Source organism: Rhodovarius lipocyclicus (assembly GCF_009900765.1).
Classification (GTDB): Bacteria; Pseudomonadota; Alphaproteobacteria; order Acetobacterales; family Acetobacteraceae; genus Rhodovarius; species Rhodovarius lipocyclicus.
This window is the reverse complement of record NZ_JAAABL010000002.1, coordinates 1-19,884: the sequence shown is the minus strand read 5'-3', so window position 1 is coordinate 19,884 and position 19,884 is coordinate 1. Positions and strand designations below refer to the sequence as shown.

20 protein-coding genes are annotated in these 19,884 nt (G+C 69.5%); 11 read left to right on the top strand and 9 right to left on the bottom strand.

Annotated features, from left to right (window positions below):
• The 6 genes from ntrB to GT007_RS02925 all read right to left on the bottom strand — a co-directional run bounded on the left by ntrB (position 1) and on the right by GT007_RS02925 (position 5,103).
• Positions 1-879: a nitrate ABC transporter permease gene (ntrB, locus tag GT007_RS02950; protein WP_160120084.1), complete on the bottom strand. Its 879-nt coding sequence runs from the start codon at positions 877-879 to the stop codon at positions 1-3.
• 3 nt (positions 880-882) lie between these two features.
• The gene (locus GT007_RS02945; RefSeq protein WP_160120083.1) at positions 883-2,142 is read right to left on the bottom strand and encodes a CmpA/NrtA family ABC transporter substrate-binding protein; all 1,260 of its coding nucleotides are present in this window, start codon (positions 2,140-2,142) and stop codon (positions 883-885) included.
• Positions 2,143-2,148: 6 nt separating this feature from the next.
• Positions 2,149-3,186 carry an ABC transporter substrate-binding protein gene (locus GT007_RS02940; protein WP_160120082.1) on the bottom strand — a complete coding sequence of 346 codons (1,038 nt, stop codon included), beginning with the start codon at positions 3,184-3,186 and terminating at the stop codon, positions 2,149-2,151.
• A gap of 203 nt (positions 3,187-3,389) precedes the next feature.
• Positions 3,390-3,941: an ANTAR domain-containing response regulator gene (locus GT007_RS02935; protein ID WP_236571465.1), complete on the bottom strand. Its 552-nt coding sequence runs from the start codon at positions 3,939-3,941 to the stop codon at positions 3,390-3,392.
• A 95-nt stretch (positions 3,942-4,036) separates the two neighbouring features.
• Positions 4,037-4,471, bottom strand: coding sequence for a hypothetical protein (locus tag GT007_RS02930; protein WP_160120081.1), 435 nt, complete (start codon positions 4,469-4,471; stop codon positions 4,037-4,039).
• A 71-nt stretch (positions 4,472-4,542) separates the two neighbouring features.
• Positions 4,543-5,103 (bottom strand): TetR/AcrR family transcriptional regulator, encoded by a 561-nt coding sequence (locus tag GT007_RS02925; protein ID WP_160120080.1) that lies wholly within the window; start codon positions 5,101-5,103, stop codon positions 4,543-4,545.
• A gap of 95 nt (positions 5,104-5,198) precedes the next feature.
• On the opposite strand from GT007_RS02925, the gene GT007_RS02920 reads away from it, so the two are divergent.
• A complete protein-coding gene (locus tag GT007_RS02920) occupies positions 5,199-5,840 on the top strand; it encodes a glutathione S-transferase (RefSeq protein ID WP_236571464.1) in 642 nt (213 codons plus the stop codon).
• 6 nt (positions 5,841-5,846) lie between these two features.
• On the opposite strand, the gene GT007_RS02915 is transcribed toward GT007_RS02920, so the two are convergent.
• Entirely contained in the window at positions 5,847-7,436 is a 1,590-nt protein-coding gene (locus GT007_RS02915) for an ABC transporter substrate-binding protein (protein ID WP_160120079.1), read from the bottom strand.
• Positions 7,437-7,668: 232 nt separating this feature from the next.
• Between GT007_RS02915 and GT007_RS02910 the strand changes: the two genes are divergently transcribed.
• The 9 genes from GT007_RS02910 (at position 7,669) to GT007_RS02870 (ending at position 16,549) form a co-directional block, all read left to right on the top strand.
• A complete protein-coding gene (locus GT007_RS02910; protein ID WP_328798930.1) occupies positions 7,669-9,159 on the top strand; it encodes an ABC transporter substrate-binding protein in 1,491 nt (496 codons plus the stop codon).
• A 68-nt stretch (positions 9,160-9,227) separates the two neighbouring features.
• A complete protein-coding gene (locus GT007_RS02905; protein ID WP_160120077.1) occupies positions 9,228-10,202 on the top strand; it encodes an ABC transporter permease in 975 nt (324 codons plus the stop codon).
• Positions 10,199-11,095, top strand: coding sequence for an ABC transporter permease (locus GT007_RS02900; RefSeq protein WP_160120076.1), 897 nt, complete (start codon positions 10,199-10,201; stop codon positions 11,093-11,095). The genes GT007_RS02905 and GT007_RS02900 overlap by 4 nt, the downstream gene beginning before the upstream one ends.
• A gap of 1 nt (position 11,096) precedes the next feature.
• On the top strand, positions 11,097-12,068 hold the full coding sequence (locus tag GT007_RS02895) for an ABC transporter ATP-binding protein (RefSeq protein ID WP_160120075.1): 972 nt from the start codon (positions 11,097-11,099) through the stop codon (positions 12,066-12,068).
• On the top strand, positions 12,065-13,057 hold the full coding sequence (locus GT007_RS02890; protein WP_160120074.1) for an ABC transporter ATP-binding protein: 993 nt from the start codon (positions 12,065-12,067) through the stop codon (positions 13,055-13,057). Before GT007_RS02895 ends, GT007_RS02890 begins: the two co-directional genes overlap by 4 nt.
• Positions 13,058-13,332: 275 nt before the next feature.
• Positions 13,333-13,929 (top strand): cysteine peptidase family C39 domain-containing protein, encoded by a 597-nt coding sequence (locus GT007_RS02885; RefSeq protein ID WP_160120073.1) that lies wholly within the window; start codon positions 13,333-13,335, stop codon positions 13,927-13,929.
• Between the two features lie 27 nt (positions 13,930-13,956).
• Complete coding sequence (locus tag GT007_RS02880) at positions 13,957-14,109, top strand: hypothetical protein (protein ID WP_160120072.1); 153 nt, start codon at positions 13,957-13,959, stop codon at positions 14,107-14,109.
• Positions 14,109-14,285, top strand: coding sequence for a hypothetical protein (locus GT007_RS02875; protein ID WP_160120071.1), 177 nt, complete (start codon positions 14,109-14,111; stop codon positions 14,283-14,285). Before GT007_RS02880 ends, GT007_RS02875 begins: the two co-directional genes overlap by 1 nt.
• 26 nt (positions 14,286-14,311) lie before the next feature.
• Positions 14,312-16,549: an FAD-dependent oxidoreductase gene (locus GT007_RS02870; RefSeq protein ID WP_160120070.1), complete on the top strand. Its 2,238-nt coding sequence runs from the start codon at positions 14,312-14,314 to the stop codon at positions 16,547-16,549.
• Positions 16,550-16,601: 52 nt separating this feature from the next.
• On the opposite strand, the gene GT007_RS02865 is transcribed toward GT007_RS02870, so the two are convergent.
• Positions 16,602-17,279 (bottom strand): GntR family transcriptional regulator, encoded by a 678-nt coding sequence (locus GT007_RS02865; protein WP_160120069.1) that lies wholly within the window; start codon positions 17,277-17,279, stop codon positions 16,602-16,604.
• 5 nt (positions 17,280-17,284) lie between these two features.
• Positions 17,285-18,244, bottom strand: a complete 960-nt coding sequence (locus tag GT007_RS02860) for a tripartite tricarboxylate transporter substrate binding protein (protein WP_160120068.1) — start codon at positions 18,242-18,244, stop codon at positions 17,285-17,287.
• A 307-nt stretch (positions 18,245-18,551) separates the two neighbouring features.
• Between GT007_RS02860 and GT007_RS02855 the strand changes: the two genes are divergently transcribed.
• Positions 18,552-19,884: HAMP domain-containing protein (locus tag GT007_RS02855; RefSeq protein ID WP_160120067.1), on the top strand; the 1,333-nt coding region annotated here is incomplete at its 3' end.

Sequence of the window (19,884 nt, the reverse complement as noted above, 5' to 3'; positions counted from 1 at the left end):
TCAATTCGCCATGGTGCCACGGGTAACCAGACGGCCGACCAGAGCCACGAGGCGGTCCAGCGCGAAGCCCACAAGGCCCACATAGACCAGGGCCACGATGATGTCGGTCAGGTTGGAGCTGTTCCAGGCATCCCACACGAAGAAGCCGATGCCCACGCCGCCGATCAGCATCTCCGCCGCGATGATCGCCAGCCAGGACAGGCCGATGCCGATGCGCAGACCGGTGAAGATGTAGGGGGCGGCCGCCGGCAGGACGACCTTCAGGAAGTAGGCCGGGCCGCGCAGCCGGATCACGGCGGCGACGTTGCGGTAATCCTGCGGGACGTTCCGCACGCCGACGGAGGTGTTGATGATAATCGGCCAGACCGAGGTGATGAAGATCACGAAGATGGCGCTCGGCTGTGCCTCCCGGAAGGCGGCCAGCGACAGCGGCAGCCAGGCGAGCGGCGGGATGGTGCGCAGCACCTGGAAGATGGGGTCGAGCCCGCGCATGGCGAAGGTGGAGGTACCGATCAGCAGGCCGGTGGCGATACCCACCACCGCCGCGATGGAAAAGCCCATGAACACGCGCGTCAGGCTGGCGGACAGGTGCCAGAACAGGCCCTTGTCCAGCCCGCCATTGTCATAGAACGGGTTGACGATCAGGTCGTAGCTCTGCGTCCAGACCTGGCTGGGCGCGGGCAGGGTGGCGCCGGGCTGGCGGCCGGCGAATTCCCACACGGCCAGCAGCACGGCCAGGATCAGCAAAGGCGGCAGCACCTCCGCCGCGATCTTGCGCAGGCGGCTGTCCTGCGGAATGACCGGCACCGGGCGCTTGGCGCCCTGCCCGGGGGTGGAGACGGCGGCGGGAGCCGCCACCGGCTTGGCTTGCACGTTCATGGATCAGGCCCCCGGGCTGCGCTTGATGGGCTGGGAAGCGAGGTAGGCCGCCGGGTTCTCCGGATCGAACACCTTGCCGTCGAAGAAGGTCTCGGGCCCGCGGCTGGTGCCGGCGGGCATGGCGGAGGCCGGGACGCCCGCGCGCTCGGCCGCCGCGCGCCACAGCGCTTCCTTGTTCACCTGCGCGACCAGTTCGCGCGTGTTGGTGTCGGGCGGCAGCACGCCCCAGCGGATGTCCTCGGTCAGGAACCACAGGTCGTGCGACTGGAAGGGATAGCTGGCGTGGTCGCGCCAGAACTTCATCGTCAGGTCCAGGTTCGTGATGTTGCGGCCATCGCCGTAATCCACCACGCCCTGCAGGCGCGGCAGGATGTCGGCCGGCGGCACGTTGAACCAGGCACGGCGGCCCAGGATGTTGGCCAGCTCCGCCTTGTTGCCGGGCACGTCGCACCACTGCGCGGCCTCGATCGTGGCGGCCAGCAGGGCCTGGGTGGCGTGGGGGTTCTGCTCCACGAAGCTGCCGCGCAGGGCGAAGGCCTTCTCCGGGTGGTTCTTCCAGATCTCACCGGTGATGGCGGCGGTGTAGCCCAGGCGCTGCGCGACGAGCTGGGCATTCCAGGGCTCACCCACGCAGAAGGCGTCCATGGTGCCCACGCGCATGTTGGCCACCATCTGCGGCGGAGGGACGACGATGGTAGAGACATCGCGGTCCGGGTCGATGCCCGCGGCCGCCAGCCAGTAGCGGATCCACAAATCATGCGTGCCGCCGCGGAAGGTCATCGCGACCTTGCTTTCGGGGGTCAGCACGCGGCGCAGCGGCGAGGCATCGAGCTTCGCGCCGTGGGAGGCATGCTTGGCCGCGACCGAGATCGCCTGGCCGTTGGTGTTCAGCCGCGCGAGGAGGGCCATCGGCACCGGCTGGTTGTTCTGCACGATGCGGCCGGTGTGGATCAGATAGGCCATCGGCGTCAGCAGATGCGCGCCGTCGATCCCGCCGGAACCCCCGCCGAGGACCAGGTTGTCGCGCGTGGCGCCCCAGCTGGCCTGCTTGCTCACCTCCACATCGGGCATACCGTATTTGGCGAACAGGCCCTTTTCCTTGGCCACGATCAACGGGGCCGAATCGGTCAGCGCGATGTAGCCGAGGGTGGCCTTGCGGACCTCCGGCGTGGTGGCCCCTTGCGCGAAGGCGCCGCGCGGCGCGGCGGCCCGGGCTGCGGCCAGCAGCGCGGTGATGGACAGGATGGCGGCGCGACGGTTCATGCGAGGCTACTCCAGCGGCGGGGTCGGTTGGGGTGGGGTAAGGGGTTCGGGCTCACCGATGCGGCCGGCGGCGGCGCGCCACAGATCGGGGTCCCAGGCATCGAGCAGCGCGACGCTGTCGGCCACGGCCGGCAGGTGGCCCCAGCGCAGCATCTGCCCGCGCCACCATTCGGCCTCGGACCGGAAGGGGAAGGTGGCGTCGCGGAAGGAAAGCTGGCCCACCGAACCCAGGCCCTTGGCGATGGTCTCGGGTTCCAGATGCGCGAAGGCGCGGCTGCGCAGGATGCGCACGGCGTCGTCGCGGTTCTCGGGTTCGTCCAGCCAGCGGGCGGCGGCGATGGTGGCGGCCGTGATGCCGATCGCGGCCTCCCGGTTCGCGGCGGCCCAGGCGGCGTCGAAGCCCAGCACCTTCTCCGGGTGGCCGGGCCAGATGTCGCCGGTGTTCATGATGACCCGGCCGGCGCCCAGCGCCACCGCGTGGCTGCCCCAGGGCGCCCCGGTGCAGAAGCCGTCGATGCGCCCGGCGGCCAGGTGGGCGGCCACCTGCGGCGGGGGCACCACCGTCAGGCGGATGTCGCGGTCGGCATCCAGCCCCAGCCGCGCCAGCCAGAAGCGCAGCAGGTAGTTGTGGGAGGAGAAGGGGAACACCACGCTGAGCGTGCTGCCGCGCAGCGCCTGCGGCCCCCGCTGCGCGAAGGCGCTGGCCAGGGCGGGGCTGAGGGTGATGGCATTGCCCTGGCGCCCCAGCCCGCAGGCCACGGTGATGTCGGCATGCACCCCGCCCAGCCCGGCGGCCAGCGCGATGGGCATGGGGCTGAGCATGTGCGCGCCCTCCAGGGCGCCGAAGGCGATGCGGTCCCGCAGGGTCGCCCAGGAGGGTTCGGCGGAAAGCGCGACATTGAGGCCCACGGCCTCGAACAGGCCCAGGGCCTCGGCCACCAGCAGCGGCGCGGCGTCCAGCAGCGGCACGAAGCCGATGCGGGTGACCTGCGCGGCATGACGGCGCGCGGAACGGGGGGAATCGAGGGAGCTGTCGTCTGGCAAGGCGGTGTCCGCGCGCTGGAAGCGCTGCTGGCGGGCCGCCTTTGGACCGCGGTGATCAGGAGCGGTGGACCGGCCACGCCATTGTGGCCTCCGCTTGCTGCTTCAATGCATGGCAATTCGCGGGATGCCAAGTGGAAATGACTCCATACGGGTCACGCATTGCAGCATTCAGCCAGGAAATGCGCGATATGCAGTCCGTTTGCTTATATTTTGGCCAGAATACTGCGGGAGACATCCACCAGCTTCATCCCGCGTTCCATCGCCAGGCGCTGCAGGCGCTTGTGGGCCTCGGGTTCGCTGATGCCCTGCTCGCGCATCATCCGGCGCTTGGCCTTGTCCACCGCCTCGCGCTCGGCCAGCGTGGCGCGGGCCTGGGCCAGCTCCTGCCGCAGGGCGTGGAAGGCCTTGAACTGCAGGTTCGCCACCTCCAGCACCGGGCGCACCCGGGCGGGGTCCAGCCCCTCGGTGATATAGGCGGCGACGCCGGCCTGCAGGGCATCGGCCATCAGCTCCGGCGCGGCGCGGCTGGCGAACAGCACCACCGGCCGCGGCTCATCCCGATGCAGGGCGCGCATGGATTCCAGCGCGTCGCGTGAGGGGTCGTCCATGTCGCACACGATGATGTCGGCGCCCGAGGCGCGGACAAGCTCCGTCAACCGCGCGGCATCCGGCGCGACGGCCACGACGCTGAAGCCCGCGCCCTCCAGGCCCAGGCGTAGCCGTGCGGCCCGTTCCGTTTCGGCATCGACGAGCAAGACTCGCAGTATGGCCTCCATTCCGACATGTCGGTCCGGCGCCGGCTTTCCCCAACTTCAGGATGTATGGCAAGCGGCCCCCTCAAGGGAAGGGGTTAGCGCGTCCACTCCCCCAGCACCCGCGCGCTGGGGGTCTTCATGCCGCGATAGGGGGGCATAGTGGAATAGGCCAGCATGAAATCCAGCAGCACGCCGCCCGGGTTCACCGTCACGGTCTTCACCGCGCTGGCGGGCAGCGGCAGCCGCGCGCCGATGCAATAGCCGATCAGCAGCGGCGCCAGCTCCGCGGCGCCCAGGGTGCGGTGTTCCGTCTGCTCGCCCACGTTCAGGGTCAGGATCACCTGCTGCTGGGCGGTCAGGAACTTGGCGCCCGCCGCCCGCACGCCGGTGCTGTTTTCCTTCCACAGGGCATTCAGCGCGCCGCACAGCGCGCGCTCCTTGAAGGCCAGGGCCCGGCGATCGACGAAGATCGTGCCCTCCTGCATGCCGGAATCGGCGTCGACGGTGCGGGGCGCGGCAGTGTGGGACACGAGTCGTTTCCTTACGGCGGGCAAAGCGACGCAAGGATAAGGGCGGCCTGGTTACCGCATACTTTCAATGGCTACGGCAGCAGCCCCGCCTGGCGATACCCCTCGATCAGCGTGTCATAGACGGCCACCTCCGCCCGGCTGCGCGCCATCAGCTGCGCGCCGGCGATGGCCGCCATCATGGCACGGGCGCGCGGTTCCGCCTGGCTGGCCGGGACCACCCCCGCCTCCGCCAACTGCCTGGCCAGCCAGGCGACATTCGCCTCCATGAAGGCCAGCACCTCCCGCAGCACCGGTTCGGGCAGGTCGTCATGCTCGGCGGCCAGGTAGCTGCACAGGCACATGCGGTTCCCGGTCAGCAGGGCGCGGCGGAAGGTTTCCGGATAGCGGCGCAGGGCGGCCAGCGCGTCGGGCGCCTCCGCGCGCAGGGCTTCGAGGCTGGCGGCCGCGTCCTCCCGGTATCGTTGGGCGACGGCGGCGCCCAGATCGGCCTTGGTGGGGAAGTGATAGTGGATGCTGGCCGACTTGATGCCCACCTCCGCCGCCAGGTCGCGGAAGTTCAGCCCGCCATAGCCATGCGCCTGCGCCGCCCGCCTGGCCGCGGCCAGGATCGCCTCCTTCGCGCTCGCACTCATCGCCGCACCCCTTGCCTACCAATTGATAGATAGGGCTGGACAGGCCGAGCAGGAAGCCCTACCGGTTGCCTACCATGTGATAGGTAGACAACCCCATGATGACCATCCACGACTGGGCCACCGGCCCCTACCCCGCGCGGGTGCGCATCGCCCTGGCCGAGAAGGGCCTGGCGGACCGCGTGCGCTTCCGCTCGGTCGACCTGTACAAGGGCGATCACAAGCGGCCGGAATTCCTGGAGAAGAACTATTCCGGCACGCTGCCGGTGCTGGAACTGGCGGATGGAAGCTTCATCGCCGAATGCACGGCCATCACGCAGTACCTGGACACGCTGGCGGGCCCGCCCACCCTGACCGGCGCCACCCCGCGTGATGCCGGGATGATCCACATGATGAACAAGCGCGCCGAGCTGGAGGTGCTGGACCCCATCAGCGTCTATTTCCACCACGCCACCCCGGGGCTGGGGCCGGATGTGGAGCTGTACCAGAACCCGGAATGGGGCCTGCGCCAGCGCGACCGGGCGCTGCGCGGGCTGCGATACTTCGACGGGGTGCTGCGGCGGCAGCCCCATGTGGCGGGCGACGCCTTCTCGATGGCGGACATCGCGCTGATCGGCGGCATGCTGTTCGCCGGGATCGTGCAGCTGCCCATCCCAGAGGGCTGCGAGGCCCTGCTGGAATGGCATGGCCGGATGCGTGAGCGGCCGAGCTATCGCGGCCGCGTCACGATGTCCGGCTGAGCGGCCTCAGGCCGGGCGCACTTCCAGCGCCGTCGTGCGCTCGTCCATGCGCGGCGTCACCACCAGGTTCCGCTTGCTGGCCCAGCTGTGCATCAGCTGCACCACCGGCATGATGGGCGCGTTGTTCGCCACCCAGCGCACCGCGTCCTCCAGCTGCTTGCGGCGGTCGTCGTCGTCCATGGTGGCCTGGGCGCGCTGGGTCATCGCGTCCAGCTCCGGGCTGGAGAACCGGCCGGAGTTGGAGGCACCCGTCCGGCGGTCCCGGTCATAGGTATGCAGGATATTGGCCAGGGTGTAGCTGGCCTCCGCCGGGGAGCTGCCCCAGCTGGTCAGCCGCATGGCGAATTCCTGCCGCGCGCTGCGGGTGGAGAAGCTGGCCCAGGGCAGCGCGTCCACGCTGGTCTGCACGCCGATGCGCGACCAGTTCTGCGCCACTGCCTGCGCGATGCGCGAATCGTTGGGAAAGCGGTCGTTCGGCGTGGTCAGCACCAGCTTGAAGCCCTGCGGGAAGCCGGCCTCGGCCAGCAGGCGCTTCGCGCCGTCCACATCGGCCGGGCCCGGGCGCAGATCGGCCACGTAGCCGAAGGTGCCGGGCGGCAGCCACTGGCGGGTGGCGGTGGCCTGGCCTTCCATGATGCGCTCCGCGATCGCGTCGCGCCCGATGGCGATGTTCAGCGCCTGGCGCACCCGCACATCCAGGAACGGATTGGCGGGCAGTGGCGTGCCGGCATTGTCGGTCACACCCGGCACCGGGCCGGTGCGGCTGTAGTCCGGCATCAGATAGACGCAGCGCAGGCCCTCCGTCTCCGCCACGCGGATGCGGGCGTCGCGCTTCAGCCGCGCCAGGTCGCTGCTGGCCACCTGGTCGATCACGTCGATGTCGCCCGCGATCAGCGCGGCCGTGCGCGCCGCGTCATTGGCGATGAAGCGATAGGTCACGCGCGCCCAGGGCTGGGGACCGCCCCAATAGTCGGGGTTGCGCTCCATCTCCGTGCGGTCGCCCATGCGGTGGCTGACGAATTTGTAGGGGCCGGTGCCGATCACGGCCTTGCCGCTGTTATAGTCTTCGGTCGCGGCACCCTCACCGGCATGCTTGCTGATGATGAAGATGGAGGCGAGGTCGTTCGGCAGGATCGGGTTGGGGTAGCGGGTGTGGAAGCGCAGGGTCAGGGGGTCCACCACCTCCACCCGCGCGATGCTGCGCAGGAAGCCGCCGAAGCCGCCCGGGCTGTTCGGCACCGCCGGCGCGCGGGCGACGGTGAAGACCACGTCCTCGGGCGTCAGGGGGCGGCCGTCATGCCACTTCACGCCGGCGCGCAGCTTGAATTCCCATACGGTGGGCTCCACCACGCGCCAGCTCTCGGCCAGGCTCGGCACGATCTGCGCGGTGGCGGTGCGGCGGGTGAAGGTGTCGAAGAAATGCGTGGCCAGCGCGGAGTTCGGCGCCGCGTTGAAGTAATGCGGGTCCAGGCTGGTGACCGAACCGCCGGTGGCGATGGTCAGCGCGGCCTGCTGGGCCCGGGCTTGGCCGGCGGCAGCCGCGGCAAGGCCCGTGGCGCCCAGCGCCAGGGCGCGGCGGTGGAGGGAAATCGTCATGGCGAGGCTCCGTGCTGGAAACCGGCGGGATTTCGGCGCTGCCTTGAGTTTAGGCATTGCCGAGCCCCCCGGGGCCTGATGCAATGCCCCCTTACCTAGCGGCCAGATGGACAAGCTGCTAGGAGCGCGTGACAAATTCGTCATCAGGGAGACGGGGATGCTTTGGAAAGCGGCTGCCATAGGGCTGGCGCTGGCTGCGGGTATTGGTGCCGCGCACGCCCAGAATCTGACCATGGCCGTGGGTGCGCCGGTGACCAGCCTGGACCCGCACTATCACCAGCTGTCGCCGAACAACGCGGCGGCCAGCATGATCTATTCGCGCCTGGTCGAGACCGACAACCTGGCGCGCATGCAGCCGGGCCTGGCGCTGAGCTGGACGGCGGTCGAGCCCACCGTGTGGGAATTCAAGCTGCGCCCGGGCATCCGCTTCCACAACGGCCGCGAGTTCACGGCGGATGACGTGGCCTTCACGCTGGCCCGCATCCCCAATGTGCCGAACAGCCCGGCCTCCTTCACCACCTTCGTGCGCCCGATCACGCGCGTCGAGGTGGTGGACCCCTTGACCATCCGCCTGCACACGGCCACGCCGTACCCGCTGCTGCCGATGGATATGACCAACATCTTCATCCTCGACCGCGAGACGCATGAAGGCGCCACCACGGAGCGCTTCAACTCCGGCGAGCTGGCGGTCGGCACCGGCCCCTTCCGCATGGTGCGCCACGCCAACGGCGACCGTATCGAGCTGGAGCGCAACGACCAGTATTTCGGTGAGCGCCCGGCCTTCGCCCGCGTGGCCTACCGCATGATCACCAACGACAGCGCCCGCACCGCCGCGCTGCTGGCCGGCGATGTGGACGTGATCGACCAGGTGCCGACGGCCGACATCGCGCGGCTGCGCCGCGACAACCGTGTCTCCCTGCAGGAGATCACGGGCCTGCGCATGATTTACCTCTCGCTCGACCACATGCGCGAGGACGGCAGCCCCTTCATCACCGACAATGACGGCCGGCCCCTGCCCCGCAACCCGCTGAAGGACCTGCGGGTGCGCCGGGCCCTGTCGATGGCGATCGACCGCCCCGCCATCGTCGAGCGCGTGATGGAAGGCAGCGCCACCGCCACCGGCCAGTTCCTGGCCCAGGGCATCCACAGCCACATCCCCGGCTATCCGGTGCCGCGCTTCGACACGGAGGGCGCGCGCCGCCTGCTGGCCGAGGCCGGCTATCCCAACGGCTTCCGCATCACCCTGCATGGGCCGAACGACCGCTATCCGAACGATGCGCGCATCATCCAGGCCATCGGCCAGATGTGGACGCGCGCGGGCGTGCGCACGGCGGTGGAGGCCCAGACCTGGGCCACCTTCGTGGGCCGCGCCGGCCGGCAGGAATTCTCGGCCTTCCTGCTGGGCTGGGGCATGAACCCCGATGGCAGCCACCCGCTGCGCAATCTGATCGCCTGCTTCAACCGCGACACCGGCCTCGGTGCCAGCAACCGCGGGCGCTACTGCAACCCGCAGCTGGATGCGGGCCTCGCTGCATCCTCGCAAAACCTCGACCCCGCTTCGCGTGAGCAGCAGCTGATCGCGCTGGAACGCATGGCGCTGGACGATGTGGCGGTCATTCCGCTGCATATCCAGACCAATGTCTGGGCCGCGCGTCGCGGCTTCACCGTCACCCCGCGCGCGGATGAACTAACCCGCGCGCAGGACGTCCGTCCGGCGAACTAGCGCCCTGCCCGCCTCTCCCGGCCCCCGGGGGAGGCGGACCAGCGGGCCGCTTACCCAAGTAGGATAACATGGCGCTTTACCTCCTCCGACGGCTCATGCAATCCGGCTTCGTGCTGGTCGCCATGAGCCTGCTTGTGTTCCTCGGCGTCTACGCGGTGGGCGACCCCGTGGAGATCTTGATCTCGCCGGACGCGGACCAGGAGGAGCGTGAGCGCGCCGTCCGCGCCCTCGGCCTGGACCTGCCGCTGTGGCAGCAATACGCGGTGTTCGTGGGGCGCGCGCTGCAAGGCGACCTGGGGCGCAGCTTCGTGTTCAACGAACCCGCCATCCAGCTGATCCTGCAACGCATGCCCGCGACGTTGGAGCTGGCCTTCGGCTCCATGTTCATCTCCATCCTGATCGGCCTGCCGCTCGGCCTCTATGCCGGGCTGAAGCCGGAGGGGCGGCTCAGCAAGACCATCATGGCCGGCAGCATCCTGGGCTTCTCGCTGCCCAGCTTCTGGGTGGGCCTGATGCTGATCATGCTGTTCGCCGTGCAGCTGGGCTGGCTGCCCAGCACCGGCCGCGGCGAAACCGCGCTGCTGTTCGGCACGCGCTGGTCCTTCCTGACCGCCGACGGGCTGGCGCATATCCTGCTGCCGGCCATCAACCTGTCCCTGTTCAAGATCAGCCTGGTCATCCGCCTGACCCGCGCCGGCGTGCGGGAGACGATGCTGATGGACTACGTGAAGTTCGCCCGCGCCAAGGGGCTGACGCCCTTCCGCATCACCTTCGTGCATGTGTTCAAGAATATCATGATCCCGGTGGTGACGGTGCTGGGGCTGGAGCTGGGCGGCACCATCGCCTTCTCGGTCGTCACCGAGAGCGTCTTCGCCTGGCCGGGCATGGGCAAGCTGATCATCGACAGCATCAACGTGCTCGATCGGCCCGTGATCGTCGCCTATCTGATGATGATCGTGCTGATGTTCATCATCATCAACCTGGTGGTGGACATCGTCTACACGCTGCTGGATCCGCGCGTGCGGCTGGAGGGCAAGGCATGAGCGCGACAACCGCACCCCGGGTGGAAACGCCCTTCCAGCGTTTCGTCTCCGAATTCTTCGCCTCCAAGCTCGCCGTGCTGGGGCTGGTGGTGTTCACCATCATCGTTCTGGTGGCGCTGCTGGCGCCGCTGATCGCCCCGCAGGACCCCTATGACCTGGCGGTGCTGGACATCATGGACGGCCGGCTGGAGCCGGGCAGCGTCGGCGGTTCCGGCATCACCCATTGGCTGGGCACCGATGACCAGGGCCGCGACATGCTCTCGGGCATCATGTACGGGCTGCGCATCTCCCTGGTGGTGGGCGTGGGGTCGGCCGTCATCGCGGCGGCCGTGGGCGCCACGCTCGGCCTGCTGGCCGCCTATGTCGGCGGCAAGACCGACACGCTGATCATGCGCCTCGTCGATCTCCAGCTCTCCTTCCCGGCCATCCTGGCGGCGCTGATGATCCTTGCCTTCCTGGGCAAGGGCATCTTCAACGTGGTGTTCGCCATCGTGGTGGTCGAATGGGCCTATTACGCCCGCACCGTGCGCGGCAACGCGCTGGTGGAACGCCAGCGCGAATACATCGAGGCCGCGCGCTGTCTGGCCCTGCCGCCGCGCCGCATCCTGTTCGGGCACCTGCTGCCGAACTGCCTGCCGCCGCTGATCGTGGTGGGCACCATGCAGATCGCCCGCGCCATCGCGCTGGAGGCCACGCTGTCCTTCCTCGGCCTCGGCGTGCCGATCACGGAGCCCTCGCTGGGGCTGCTGATCTCCAACGGGTATGAGTACATGCTCTCGGGCAAGTACTGGATCAGCTTCTATCCGGGCATCGCGCTGCTGATCACCATCGTGTCGATCAACCTGGTCGGCGACCAGCTGCGAGACGTGCTGAACCCGAGGTTGAAGAAGTAAGATGAACACCCTCGAAGTCAAAAACCTCTGCACCCACTTCTTCACCCGCGCCGGCGTGGTGAAGGCGGTGGATGGCGTCTCCTTCTCCATCGGGCGCGGCAAGGTGCTGGGGCTGGTGGGCGAATCGGGCTCGGGCAAGACCGTCACCGGCTTTTCCATCCTGGGGCTGGTGGACCCGCCGGGGCGCATCGTCTCGGGCGAGATCCGCTTCAAGGGCCAGAACATCGTGGGCCTCGGCGAGGAGGAGCTGCGCCGCCTGCGCGGCAACCGCATCGCCATGATCTTCCAGGACCCGATGATGACGCTGAACCCGGTCCTGCGCGTCGATACCCAGATGATCGAGACGGTGCTGGCCCACGACAATTGCTCGCGGGAGGAAGCGCGCCAGCGGTCCCGCGACGCGCTGGGCATGGTGGGCATCCCCAGCCCCGATGAGCGGCTGAAATCCTATCCGCACCAGTTCTCGGGCGGTATGCGCCAGCGCGTGGCGATCGCCATCGCCCTGCTGCACCGCCCCGACCTGATCGTGGCCGACGAGCCCACCACGGCGCTCGACGTGACCATCCAGGGCCAGATCCTGGCGGAGGTGCAGAAGCTCGCCACCAACCTCGGCACCAGCCTGGTCTGGATCACGCATGACCTGTCGGTGGTGGCGGGCCTCGCGGACGAGATCGCGGTGATGTACGCCGGCCGGGTGGTGGAACAGGGCGAGGTGAATACGGTGCTCGACGGCCCCTATCACCCCTACACCCACGGCCTCATCGGCTCCGTGCCCAGCCGCAACAAGCGCGGTGAGCCGCTGCGGCAGATCCCGGGCATGACGCCCTCCCTGCTCTCCCTGCCCGCGGGCTGCGCGTTCAAAACGCGCTGCACCCGCGCCGATGCGGCCTGCGAGACCATGCCCGACCTTGCCGAACTCTCGCCCGGGCACCTCGCCCGCTGCGTCCACCCCCATCAGGGAGCGGAAGCATGAGCGAATTCATCATGGAACTGCGCGGCATCTCCCGCCGGTTCGAGAAGAAGCTGGACCTGGCGGGCCGCGTGCTGAAGAAGGCCGGCTTCCCGATGCGCGAGGAAGTGGTGCACGCCGTCGATGGCGTGGACCTTTCGGTGCGCAAGGGTGAGGTGGTGGGCCTGGTCGGTGAATCCGGCTGCGGCAAATCCACCCTGGGCCGCATGGCCGCCGGCATCATGCCCACCAGCGATGGCGAGGTGTACTGGCGCGGCAAGAACCTGCGCCACATGACGCCGGAGGAGGCGAAGAAGGCCAAGCTCGCCACCCAGATGATCTTCCAGGACCCCTATGCGTCGCTGAACCCGCGCATGAAGGTGGACAAGATCGTGGGCGAGGCGCCGCTGGTGCATGGGCTGACCACGCGGGCCAATTTCGGCACCTATGTGGATGAGCAGATGCGCCGCGCGGGCCTCGATCCGGCCTTCAAGTCGCGCTACCCGCACCAGTTCTCGGGCGGGCAGCGCCAGCGCATCGGCATCGCCCGCGCGCTGGCCGTGCAGCCGGAATTCATCGTCTGCGACGAGGCGGTGGCGGCACTCGACGTGTCGATCCAGGCGCAGGTGCTGAACCTGTTCATGGACCTGCGCCGGCAGCTGGACCTGACCTACCTGTTCATCTCCCACGATCTGGGCGTGGTGGAACACCTGAGCGACCGGGTGGTGATCATGTATCTGGGCCGGGTGGTGGAACAGGCGCCGACGGAAGAAATCTTCCAGCACGCCAACCACCCCTACACCCAGTCGCTGCTGGCCTCCGTGCCGCGCATCGAAAGCCGCAAGCGGGCCTTCACGGCGGTGAAGGGGGAAATCCCCTCGCCCCTCAACCCGCCGTCAGGCTGCCACTTCCACCCGCGCTGCCCGCACGCGATGGACCGGTGCAAGCTGGAACGGCCGGCCCTGAAGGAAATCGCGCCGGGGCATCTCAGCGCGTGCCACCTGAATGGGTGATCAGGCCAGGGGGCGCTGCCCCCTGGACAAGTGGCTACCAGGGGGCGCTGCCCCCTGGACCCCCGGCAGGAGCCGAAAGGCCCCTGCACCCCATCAGTTTGGCACCACACCGTGGCAAGGTGTTTCCCATTGAATTTTATCATAAAAATGGCGCCCGGCCTGCCAAGGTGAAGCGCCAATAGATGGGTTCCAAGGGCCTTTCGGCCTTTGGTGGGGGGAGCCCGAGGGGGGCAAAGCCCCTCTCGGACCACGCCCCCAAGTGGTAGACGCGACCGATGCCCTCACCCCCTTATTTCGCCCAATGGGAATCCCCGGCGCTGATCCGCGCTTTCCTCGCGGGCCGTTCCCCGGCCACGGACCCGGGCTGGGCCGCTTCCGGCGCCGAAACGCTCGATGAATATGCCCGCTGGGCCGAGCATCTGTGCGGCATGGCCTGCCTGCGCATGGCGTTGGCCGCGCGCGGCCGGCAGGAGAGCATTCACGCCCTGCGCCGTGCCGTGCAGGCCCATGGGGGTTACGTCGAGGCCCCTGACGGCGACATCAAGGGCCTGATCTATGCCGGTGCCGTGGCCTGGCTGGCCAGCCAGGGCATTCCGGCCCGGGTGCTGGTGGATGTGCCGGCGGAGGGGATTCCCGCGCTGCTGGCGGGGGGCGGGATGTTCATCGCCTCCGTCCATCCCTGGATCCGCTGGCCTGGGCGTGAGCCGCCCCGGCGCGGCGGGCATCTGGTGCTGGTCTTCGGGCAGGACCGGCAGGGGCGGCTGCGCTTCCACAACCCCTCCGGCGATACGGTGGCCACGCGGCGGGATGCGCGGCTGGGGGTGGCGGATTTCGCGCGCTTCTATGCCGGGCGGGGGATTGCCTTGCCCTGAGGGGGTGGGGCGCGCATATCATCGGCTATGCGCATTCTGTTGCCCTTGCTGCTGGCCCTGGCCGCCTGCGCGGCCCCGCCGCCCCCGGATGAGGGAGATCGGCAGGGCCGCACCGGCGCCTATGGCCCCACGATCAGCATCGGCGGCGGCCTCTCCACCTTCGTGGGGACGGGCCGCTGATGCGCGCGTTGCTGGCCCTGGCCCTGGCGGTGCTGATCGCGGGCTGCGTGGCGCCCCCGCCGCCCGGCTATTACGGGCGGGGCTATCGTGAGGCACCGCGCTATGCGCCGCAGCCGCGGCCGCAGCCCTATTACTGGGGCCGCCGGCCGCCGGCCTGGGACCCGGGCGGCAACTGATCCCCGCACCCGGAACGGAAAGCCGCATGCCCCCGCGTGATGTGGAGTATCTGCTGCTGGGCGGGGGCGCGGCCTCCGCCACCGCCGCCGAGACCCTGCGCCTGGAGGGCGCCACCGGCACCATCCTGATGCTGTCGGCGGAGGGTGTGGCGCCGTATCAACGGCCCATGCTCTCCAAGCAGGGCCTACTGGGCGCGGCTCCGGCCCTGCTGCACACTGAGGCCTTCTATCGCGAGCACAAGATCGAGCTGGCGCTGAACACCCGCGCCGTGGCGCTGGACACGGCCCAGCGCCTGGTCACGACCGATGCGGGGGAGCAGCTGCGCTATGGCCAGCTGCTGGTCGCCACCGGCGCGCATCCGCGCGCGCTGGGCCTGCCGGGCGAGAGCCTGCCCGGCATCCATCACCTGCGCCATTGGGCGGAGCTGGAGGCGGTGCGGCGGGAGATCGCGGCGGGCGCGAAACAGGCCGTGGTGCTGGGCGGCAGCTTCCTGGGCATGGAAATCGCCATGACCCTGGCGGAGCTGGGAATGGCGGTGACGGTGGTGGAGATGGGCGGCCTGCTGCTGCGCCATGTCGATGCGCCCGAGATCTCCGACTATGCCCGCCAGCAGGCCGAGGCACGCGGCATCGCCCTGCTGCTGGGCGAAAGCGTGACCACCATCCAGGGCGAGGATCATGTGCGCGGCGTGGTCACCACCACCGGCCGGCATCTGCCCTGCGACCTGCTGATGGTCAGCGTGGGCGTGGCCCCGGCGACGGAGTTCCTGCGGGACAGCGGCCTCGCGCTCGACCGCGGGCTGGTGGTGGTGGACGACCAGCTGCGGGCCAGCGCGCCGGGCGTGTTCGCGGCGGGGGACGTGACCAGCTTCCAGGACCCGGTCTTCGCCTGCCGCCGGCATATCGAGCATTGGGACAATGCGGTGAAGCAGGGCCGGCTGGCGGCGCGCAACATGCTGGGCCAGGCGCGGCGCTATGACGAGATTTCCTATTTCTACTGCTACATGGGCGCCTTCACCTTCAGCATGCTGGGCATGCCGGAGGGCGCGCTGGAGCGCGTGCCGCGCGGCTCGCTGGAGGAGAAGTCCTTCGCGCTGTTCTATCTGAAGGACCAGGTGCCGCGGGCGCTGTTCTCCATCGGCCGGCCGGTGGAGGAAACCCGCGCGGCGGAAGGGCTGATCCGCTACCGCGTGAACCTGGAGGCCGCCGAGGCCAAGCTGCGGGACCCGGATTTCGCGCTGAACCGCATCCACACCCAGACCGTACTGGTGCTGCAGGGCGGCGGGGCGCTGGGCGCCTATGAATGCGGGGTGGTGAAGGCGATGGAGGAGGAGAAGGTCTTCCCCGACATCGTGGCCGGCATTTCCATCGGGGCGCTGAACGGGGCGATCGTGGCGGGCAACCCGCGCAGCGCCACGGCGGCGCTGGAATCCTTCTGGTCGGAGCTGGCGGTGCAGGTGCCCTGCTGGCTGCCGCCGGAGGCCGCGAGCGCCTTCGCCTCCGCGCAGATCCTGGCCTTCGGCGTGCCGAATTTCTTCCGCCCGCGCTGGATGCCGGGGGGCGAGATGACACTGCCGGGAAGCTGGACCAGCTTCTACGACACCGCCCCGATGCGGGAGCTGATCGCGCGCTATGTGGACTTCCCGAAGCTGCGGGCCAGCCCGGTGCGGCTGCTGGTGGGGGCGGTGAATGTGGCGACCGGCCGGCTGGAGGTGTTCGACAGCTATGTCGATGACCTGACGCCGGACCACATCCTGGCCAGTGGCAGCCTGCCGCCGGGCTTCGCCTGGACCGAGATCGGCGGCAATGCCTATTGGGATGGCGGGGTGATCAGCAACTCGCCGCTGGATATCGTGATGGATCGCTGCGGGCCGGACGGCAAGCGGGTGTTCATCGTGGACCTGTTCGCCGGCGAACGCGCCCTGCCGCGCAACATGATGGAGGTGCTGGCCCGGCGGGATGAGATCCTCTACGCCGAGCGGGTGCGCAGCGATGTGCGGTTGCAGGAGCTAACCGGCGCGTACCGGGAGCTGGTGGAGAACATCCTGGACTTGGCGGGCCCGGCGGTGCGGGCGCGGGTGCGGCAATGGCCGCAATACATCCAGCGGATGGGCGACGGGGTGGGGATGGAGATCACCCGCTTCGTCCGCGACGGGCGCGATGGGGAGGCGTCGTCGCGCGACTATGATTTCTCGGAACCCGCGGTGCGGTTTCACCAGGAGCAGGGGTATGCGCTGGTGAAGCGGACGCTGGGGCGGGGTTGACCGCGCCCCAGCGCCGCTTCACGCGGCGCCGGCCCGTTCCCCCCGTGCGGTCCTATCCGGCGGTCGCGTCCTTCCGCCGGATCGCGCGCAGCGCCACACGGCTCGCCTGCCGCACATGATGGATGGAGGCCTTGGCCGCCCCCTGCTCGTCGCGGGCCAGCAGCGCCTCGAAAATCGCGGTCAACTCGATGAAGGTCTCGGGCATGCGCCCGGCTTCGGACAGCGAGGTGCGGCGCAGGAACACCACGCGGTTCTGCAATTGCCGCAGCATGTCCCGCAGCACGCTGTTGCCGCCACCGCGCAGGATGGCACCGTAGAAAGCATCGCTGCCGGCCAGCACGCCCTCCACATCGCCCGCGGCCGAGGCCACACGCAGGGCCTCATGCGCCTGGCGCAGCCGCGCCACGTCGGCGCTGGAGGCCCGCAGCGCGAAGCCCGCGCAGGCCTGCGCCTCCAGGCTGCTGCGGACCTCGTAAATCTCCTCGGCCTGCTCATAGGTGACGCGGGTGACGGCGGGGCCGCGGTTGAGCTCCAACGTGATCAGGCCCTCGGCTTCGATGCGCCGCAGCGCCTCACGCATGGAGGTGCGGCTGATGCCCAGCAGCTCCACCAGTTCGCGTTCCTTCATCCGCTCACCAGGGGCGAAACGGCCGGACAGGATCATCCGCCGCAGCTCGTCCTCCGCCTCCTTACGCAGGGGGGAGGCCTCATCGGGCACGGTTTCGCGCATGGTGCTCAGGGCGTGATCGGGTTGGCGGCCAGGATGCGGCGATAGAGGCTGACCGAGCGGCGGTGCTCGGCCTCCAGCTGCGCGGGGGTGGAGCCCACCCAGTCGTAGCCCTGCTGGGCCATGCGTTGGGTGAAGGCGGTATTGCGGCCAAGCTCGGCGCTGATCCGCGCGAAGCGCTCCGTCACCTCCGCGTCCAGCCCCTTGGGGCCGAACAGCGCGAACCAGCCGTTGAAATCGAGGTCGCGGATGCCGTGCTCGGCGAAGGTGGGCACATCGGGGAACAGCCCGGTGCGGCGGCCGCCGGTCACGGCCAGCACGCGCACCCGCCCGGCGCGCGCCTGGCCATCCAGCGCGCTGGTGGTCAGGAACACGGCCTGCACATGCCCGCCCAGCAGGTCGGCCATCGCCTGGCTGGAGCCGCGATAGGGCACGTGCTCCAGCTCCACCCCCGCGCCGGAAGCAAGCACAACCCCGTACAGATGCGCGGAGGAACCGGTGCCGAAGGTGCCATAGGTCAGGGCGCCGCGCCGGGCGGCGGCCAGGAATTCCTCCAGCGTGCGCCAGGGCGCGTCGGCCGAGACAGCCAAGGCATTGGCGGTTTCGGCCAGCAGGGTGATGGGGGCCAACTCGTTCACCGGGTCGGCCGCGGCGTTCTGGAACAAGGGCCCCAGCGCCTGGGTGCTGGAGGTGCCGAGCAGGATGGTGGTGCCATCCGGCCGCTGCCGCGCCACCTGGCGGGTGGCGATGGCGCCGTTGGCGCCCGGCTTGTTGTCCACCACGATGGTGCTGTCGCGCAGGCCGGCGGCCTCCGCGAAGTCCCGCGCCAACTGGTCCGCGCCGCCACCGGAGGAGAAGGGCACCACCAGGTTGATCAACGCCGGCAGGCTGGCCGCGCGGGCGGGGGCGGCGAAGACCGAGGCGGCAAGGGCCGCGCCCATCTGGATATGGAAAGTGCGGCGCTGCATGGCGGCATGCTCCTGCGGGAGGGTGACGCCCGTCGGAGAAGGCGGGACGCAGCTTTATATCCTACATAAATCCGCAAACTACATATCTTCATACTACATTTTTGGCCAAGACGGCCATCTTGCCCGCTCGATGACGGAGCAGGCGCGGCTTTTGCGCAATGGCGCGCCATTCGCCTTTTCATGCGGGCGCTTTATCTCCTCTTCATAACGGGCCGCTATCCAGGAAGCCGATCCATTGCGGAGGCCCTTGCCGATGAGAATTCGGACTCTCTTCCTTGCCGGTTTTTGCGCGGTTGGTTTGCCTGGGGTGCTGGCATCCCTCTTCGCGGCCGGCCACGCTTTCGACACCTGGCGGGCCGCGCGGCAGGCCTCGGTGGATACGGAAGCCATCAGCGTGCTGCAGCGGGCCCAAACCGTGCTGATCCTGGAAGTGGGCCAATACACCAGTTCCATGAGCAACCCGGCGCCCGACCTGCCGGTGCTGCGCGCCCCGCGCCCCAATGCCGACCGGCTGCTGGCCAGGCTGGCCGAGATCATGCCGGCTTCCTCCCTGGGGGCGGACAGCGTGGCCATCCCCACCCAGATCGCGCGCGAACTGTCCGGCCTGCGCCAGCGCGCGGATGAAGCCTTCGCCCGCCCGGTGGACCAGCGCGACCAGCGGCTCTCGGCCGATCTGGCCCAGGCACGCAACGAACTGGCGGGCAAGCTGGTCGATCCAGCCGCGCGGATCGCGCGGGTGCTCGCCGTCAGCCAGCCCGGTGCCACGCCGTTGATCGAGATCTCCTCCTCCGTGATGGACCACCGGGACCGTTCAGGGCGCGCCACCGTGCTGCTGTTCCGCTGGATCGACGGCCGGCCCATCGCCTGGCCGGAATTCAACGCCGCCCTGGCCAATCTGGGCCATATGGCCCAGGCATCCGACACGGTGCGGCGGCTGATCGCGGTGCTGGGCGCCAACCCGCGCCTGCAGGCGGCGGCCAGCGCCTATACGGCGAAGAGCGAGGAGCTGTACTCCCGCCTGACGACGCTGATCGCGCCCGCCGCGCCGCATATCGGCCGGGCGGCGCCCGCGGGAAGCTGGAGCCAGACCAGCAACGAGATCCGCCGCTGGAGCGCGCCGGCCCAGGCCGCCCTGCTCGACATGCGCGACGCCGCGCTGGATGAGGCGGTGGCGCTGGTCGCGGCCAACACCCGCCAGGCGGGGCTGATGCTGCTGGGCGCGCTGGGCCTGCTGGCCGTCACCAGCCTGCTGATCCTGGGCAGCCTGTGGTTCCTGCTGCGGCGGCTGGTGCAGCCGATGCGCGCGCTGACCGACACCGTGGGCCACATCGCCGACGGCGCGCTGGACGTGACCGTGCCCGGCACCGACCGCCCCGATGAGCTGGGCGAGATGGCGCGCGCCGTCGGCAAGCTGCGGGAACGCTCGGCGGAGGCCGACCGCCTGTCCGCCGCGCAGGAGGCGGAGCGCCAGGTGAAGGAACGCCGTGCGGAGCATCTGGCGGGCCTGGTGCGTGGCTTCGAGGGCCAGATCGGCGAGCTGACGGGCATGCTGTCCTCCGCCTCGACGGAGCTGGAGGCGACGGCGCGTTCGATGAGCAACACGGCGGCCAGCACGAATGACCAGGCGGGCACGGTGGTCA

Bases quoted from the DNA above. Each gene is read 5' to 3' on its own strand.
- GT007_RS02895 (WP_160120075.1), top strand. From the start codon at position 11,097: ATGAACACCCTCGAAGTCAAAAACCTCTGCACCCACTTCTTCACCCGC.
- ntrB (WP_160120084.1), bottom strand. From the start codon at position 879: ATGAACGTGCAAGCCAAGCCGGTGGCGGCTCCCGCCGCCGTCTCCACC.
- GT007_RS02945 (WP_160120083.1), bottom strand. From the start codon at position 2,142: ATGAACCGTCGCGCCGCCATCCTGTCCATCACCGCGCTGCTGGCCGCA.
- GT007_RS02910 (WP_328798930.1), top strand. From the start codon at position 7,669: ATGGCCGTGGGTGCGCCGGTGACCAGCCTGGACCCGCACTATCACCAG.
- GT007_RS02890 (WP_160120074.1), top strand. From the start codon at position 12,065: ATGAGCGAATTCATCATGGAACTGCGCGGCATCTCCCGCCGGTTCGAG.
- GT007_RS02875 (WP_160120071.1), top strand. From the start codon at position 14,109: ATGCGCGCGTTGCTGGCCCTGGCCCTGGCGGTGCTGATCGCGGGCTGC.
- GT007_RS02870 (WP_160120070.1), top strand. From the start codon at position 14,312: ATGCCCCCGCGTGATGTGGAGTATCTGCTGCTGGGCGGGGGCGCGGCC.
- GT007_RS02925 (WP_160120080.1), bottom strand. From the start codon at position 5,103: ATGAGTGCGAGCGCGAAGGAGGCGATCCTGGCCGCGGCCAGGCGGGCG.
- GT007_RS02860 (WP_160120068.1), bottom strand. From the start codon at position 18,244: ATGCAGCGCCGCACTTTCCATATCCAGATGGGCGCGGCCCTTGCCGCC.
- GT007_RS02915 (WP_160120079.1), bottom strand. From the start codon at position 7,436: ATGACGATTTCCCTCCACCGCCGCGCCCTGGCGCTGGGCGCCACGGGC.
- GT007_RS02920 (WP_236571464.1), top strand. From the start codon at position 5,199: ATGATGACCATCCACGACTGGGCCACCGGCCCCTACCCCGCGCGGGTG.
- GT007_RS02865 (WP_160120069.1), bottom strand. From the start codon at position 17,279: ATGCGCGAAACCGTGCCCGATGAGGCCTCCCCCCTGCGTAAGGAGGCG.
- GT007_RS02880 (WP_160120072.1), top strand. From the start codon at position 13,957: ATGCGCATTCTGTTGCCCTTGCTGCTGGCCCTGGCCGCCTGCGCGGCC.
- GT007_RS02900 (WP_160120076.1), top strand. From the start codon at position 10,199: ATGAGCGCGACAACCGCACCCCGGGTGGAAACGCCCTTCCAGCGTTTC.
- GT007_RS02885 (WP_160120073.1), top strand. From the start codon at position 13,333: ATGCCCTCACCCCCTTATTTCGCCCAATGGGAATCCCCGGCGCTGATC.
- GT007_RS02905 (WP_160120077.1), top strand. From the start codon at position 9,228: ATGGCGCTTTACCTCCTCCGACGGCTCATGCAATCCGGCTTCGTGCTG.